Genomic DNA, 4,503 nt, shown 5'->3' with positions numbered 1-4,503 from the left:
AGGGACTGGCGATGCATAGTAGCGGTCAGTGCTTTTTCCTGCTACATCCGAGGTTTAAAACAAAGGGAGAAAGCAAGTAGCGGTCATGTTGTATTCACATAGCAGCGACTTAATATGGAGAAAAATTTTAAAATAGTATTTGATACAAAATTATAGACCGACAGTCGGTCTGACTTCTTAATGAAAGGTGTTTATATTATGCAAAATAATAGCAATATAAAGCCTTTTCCTAAAGCATTTCACTTAATGGTCATTGGGCAGATAATATCAGTATTAGGTTCTTCTCTTTTACGTTTTGCTTTATCTCTTTATGTGTTGGACATAACAGGCCGGGCAGACGTATATGCAACTTTGTATGCCGCATCGAATATACCGCTTTTGTTATCACCTCTTGGCGGGGCTATTGCTGACAGATTCAACCGCCGCAACCTCATGGTAATTTTTGATTTTATAAGTAGTGCCATTGTATTTTGTTTTATTTTATTGTTGGCGGATGGTAATAATTCCGTGATACTTATCGGTGTTGTTATGGTTTTGCTAGCGATTATTAGCGCCATGTATTCGCCAGCTGTCATAGTAAGTGTTCCTTTGTTAGTTGCGGAAAATAAACTGGAGCAGGCAAACGGTATTGTAAACGGTGTTCAAGCACTATCAAGTGTAGCAGCTCCTGTTTTAGGCGGAGTATTGTATGGTATTGTAGGGTTAAAAATGCTTGTTGTGATGAGTTGTCTTGCTTTTTTCTTAGCTGCAGTATTAGCGATTTTTATTAATATCCCGTTTGTAAAAAGGAAACAAGATGGACATATCATATCGACTATCGTAAACGACTTAAAAGTTGGGGTTATCTATGTAGTTAAGCAACCTTTTATTTTGAAATGCATAATCCTTGCAGCTTTCCTCAATTTAATTCTCACGCCGTTGTTTGTTGTTGGTGGTCCCATCATTTTACGGGTAGTCTTGCAAAGTAGTGACACAATGTATGGCGTTGGAATGGGACTCATAGATTTTGCTACAATTTTAGGAGCATTGTCCATCGGTTTCTTTTCCAAAAAGATGCAAATGAAAAAACTGTATCTTTGGTTTCTCGTAATTGCCTTATTGATTGTACCGATGGCTTTATCAATTACGCCTCTTGCACTTAGCTTCGGAAACTATCCATCATTCATACTTTTTGTCTTGTGTGCATTCCTTATTGCAATGGTGATGACTATTATCTCTATTTTTGTTATTACCGCTGTACAAAAGAAAACATCAAATGAAAATTTAGGGAAAGTCATGGCGATTATTATAACGGTTTCACAATGTATGGCACCTGTTGGTCAGGTCATATATGGTGTTATATTTGAAGCTTTTAGCATAAAGGGTTATCTTCCTATACTGTTTGTAAGTATTACGATGATTGCAATGGCAGTTGTAACAAAGAGGCTATTGAGAAATGAGGGGGAAACGGCGTAACACGATTGATGTGTTCCACTTATTAGCACTTTCCAAAAGCATTATAGATGTAAATAGTGATATATCTTCTTTCCACATAAAATAAACCCAATTTTCTACTCTAAGAACAAATTGGCTCTTATTTTTAAACTTGATGACGATGGAACCTTGTTAATTACTGTAGGTAAGATGTCTAATCGCAAAAAGGAAGTCCTTTGACTTCCTTTTTGTTTTATTTAATGGTATATACATTAAATAATTAACAGAATACAAGATTTATGAATACATAAAATGTATATAAGTCCAATGAAATTTTGACTCCATGTCTTTTGAGGGAGGGAAGATATATGATAAAAAAAGTTCTCCTGTTTACAGATTTAGGAATTGATGATGCATTTGCCATTCTGTACACTTTTTTTCGTAGTGATATACAATTATTGGGTATTGTAGCGGATTACGGGAATGTCTCAAGAGAGAATGCTATAAGAAATATTAACTATTTAAAATACATCGCGGGAAAAAAAGAAATACCTGTATTTCTCGGTGCTTCCGTACCTTTAACCGGTATTTTAGTTCAATATTTTCCTCAAGTACATGGGAAAGTCGGATTAGGACCAATCATTCCACCTGAGACTTCGTATCCTGTTTATCCCATTAATAATATTTACGAGATCATAGATTCGAATTTAGACGATCTTACCATTATCAATCTAGGAAGACTTTCTTCTTTAGCCACAGCATTTGTTTTAAATTTAGAGAAGATGCGCAACGTGAAGGAATATATTTGTATGGGCGGGGCTTTTTTTTATCCTGGAAATGTGACGGCTGTCGCTGAAGCTAACTTTTATGCAGACCCTTATGCAGCGAATTTAATTCTACAGCATGCAAAGAATTTGACAATTATTCCGCTAAACGTTACCCAACATGCGATTGTTACACCTAAAATGGTCCAAGAAATTGACAAATTTCATCAGATCACACAGGATCCTGCAGGGCTTATTATTAAACCTATGTTAGACTATTACTATAATTTTTACTCAAAGTCGAATCCCGGTATAGGAGGAAGTCCTATGCATGATTTTGTAACAATATGGTATTTGTTGAATCCGGATGCAGTTCACCTCTCAAAAGTTCCTATAAAAGTAATTCCTGATCAAGGAGAAGGGTTCGGTCAAAGCATTGCAGACTTTCGTTTTACGACAAATCCAGGATATAAAATACAAAGTGTGGCTTTTCAATTTGATTATGAAAGATTTAAGAGGGATATTATGGAAACATTCTTAACGAAGAGATTGTAGCATATTTAGATAAGTTTCTAATACACACTGATTATGTATCAAGCCCCTTCAGTAAGCAACTTGAAGGGGCTTGATACATTGAATACTAATCAAAGTTATGACCAAATAAGATCAAATCAAATTGTATGTGTCTCCAAATGATTATTTATTAGTTTGTACATGTTTGTTTCGCATTGCGAAATAAATCGGAAGACCTAAAGCAGTTAAGCCGATACCACATAACGCTAGCAGCGTTTGTGTGAAAAGAGTGTTAATAACGATAAATGATCCACCTATAATAGAAATCATAGGGATAATAGGGTATAGCGGTACTTTGTAAGGACGCACAAGATCCGGTTCTCTTTTACGTAAAATGAATACTGCTACAAAAGTCATTGTATAGAATATCCATATAACAAATACTAACATATCTGTTAATGCGTTAAATCCGCCGATAACCATCATGATGATAGAAACACATAACATAAAGATTCCAGAATTATAAGGAACGCGACTATTTTTAGATAATGTCGCAAACCATTTACTAAACGGTAGTTTATTTTCTAATGCCATTGCATAAGGGATACGCATTCCTGTCATAATGTATCCATTGATTGTTCCAAATACGGAAATTAGAATACCGATTGTAACTAATTTTCCTCCCATTGCTCCAAATAAAATTGTCGCTACTTGAGAAGCAGGTGTATCAGTTCCTGCAAGTGCTGATGCAGACATAACCATAAGGAATGCAATATTAATAAGTAAGTATACAACCATTACAGTAGATAATCCGATTACAATTGCTTTAGGTAAGTCTCTTTTAGGGTTTTTCATTTCTCCAGCGATATTTCCTACATGAATCCATCCATCATAAGCAAACATTGTTGCAAGTAAGCCAGATCCAAGTGCAGAAATAAATGATTTACCTGGTCCTGCTTCAACTGGAAACAGTTGTAGAGTTACGTCGCCTTTATGCAATAATCCAAAAATAATAAGTAATGCTAAAGGAACTAATTTACAAATAGTTGATACCATTTGAATTCCGCCGGCAGCTTTCGCTCCTAAGGAGTTCATAAAGGTTACGAAAGCTGCGGTAATAACAGCAACTCCAATAATCATCAATTTATGTTCATTCGCATTTAATCCAAATAAACTAACTGCTTGTGTTCCGAAAATAATTGCAAGTGCTGCAATATTGGCAGGGAAGTAAATAACAGTTTGTGCCCAGCCTAGTAGGAAAGCAGTTAAGTTTCCATAAGTACGTTTTAAATATGCCATCATTCCACCAGTTTCAGGAATAGCTGCCGATAGTTCAGCCGCAGTTAAACCTGAGCAAACAGTTAAGATTCCTCCGATTACCCATGCAAGTAATCCTAAACTTGCTGATCCAGTTGCGCCGTAAAGTGCAGTAGGCTTAAAAAATACACCCGCTCCAATAACGGTACCAATAACAGTAGTTAATGCTGCGAAGAAGCCAATCTCTTTTTTTAGTTGTTCTTGTGACATAATAATCACTCCTGTTTCGCAAAATACATACAACCTCGAATGAATTCATTTTTTTCTTATTAATAATAGATCCTCTCATTTTTTTAAAAGTGCTGTATACAAATAAGATTTAATTTTATTTGTGATATAATTCACAATTTTATAGAAATATATACAATCTTTTTAAAGATATTTCTAAAATTTTATTGTGAAAAAATTCACAAACATAACTAAAAAAATAAAAATTGTATTTCATTTGAATTCATAAGAGATGTTACTTGTGACAAAGTCTAGCACACTTTTAAAG

The 4,503-nt window shown here is 34.9% G+C and carries 3 protein-coding genes; 2 read left to right on the top strand and 1 reads right to left on the bottom strand.

What is annotated here, in order from left to right:
* Positions 1 to 180 precede the first annotated feature (180 nt).
* Positions 181 to 1,455: an MFS transporter gene (locus V7024_RS06645; RefSeq protein ID WP_335517343.1), complete on the top strand. Its 1,275-nt coding sequence runs from the start codon at positions 181 to 183 to the stop codon at positions 1,453 to 1,455.
* A gap of 326 nt (positions 1,456 to 1,781) precedes the next feature.
* Complete coding sequence (locus V7024_RS06640; RefSeq protein WP_335517340.1) at positions 1,782 to 2,732, top strand: nucleoside hydrolase; 951 nt, start codon at positions 1,782 to 1,784, stop codon at positions 2,730 to 2,732.
* Between the two features lie 141 nt (positions 2,733 to 2,873).
* On the opposite strand, the gene V7024_RS06635 is transcribed toward V7024_RS06640, so the two are convergent.
* Positions 2,874 to 4,217, bottom strand: coding sequence for an APC family permease (locus V7024_RS06635; RefSeq protein WP_335517337.1), 1,344 nt, complete (start codon positions 4,215 to 4,217; stop codon positions 2,874 to 2,876).
* Positions 4,218 to 4,503: the final 286 nt, after the last annotated feature.

Source organism: Bacillus sp. JJ864 (genome assembly GCF_036963045.1).
Lineage (GTDB): Bacteria > Bacillota > Bacilli > Bacillales > Bacillaceae_G > Bacillus_A > Bacillus_A pseudomycoides_C.
Note: the sequence above shows the minus strand (reverse complement) of the source record. Positions and strands in the feature narration are given on the sequence as shown.

Bases quoted from the DNA above. Each gene is read 5' to 3' on its own strand.
- V7024_RS06645 (WP_335517343.1), top strand. From the start codon at position 181: ATGAAAGGTGTTTATATTATGCAAAATAATAGCAATATAAAGCCTTTT.
- V7024_RS06640 (WP_335517340.1), top strand. From the start codon at position 1,782: ATGATAAAAAAAGTTCTCCTGTTTACAGATTTAGGAATTGATGATGCA.
- V7024_RS06635 (WP_335517337.1), bottom strand. From the start codon at position 4,217: ATGTCACAAGAACAACTAAAAAAAGAGATTGGCTTCTTCGCAGCATTA.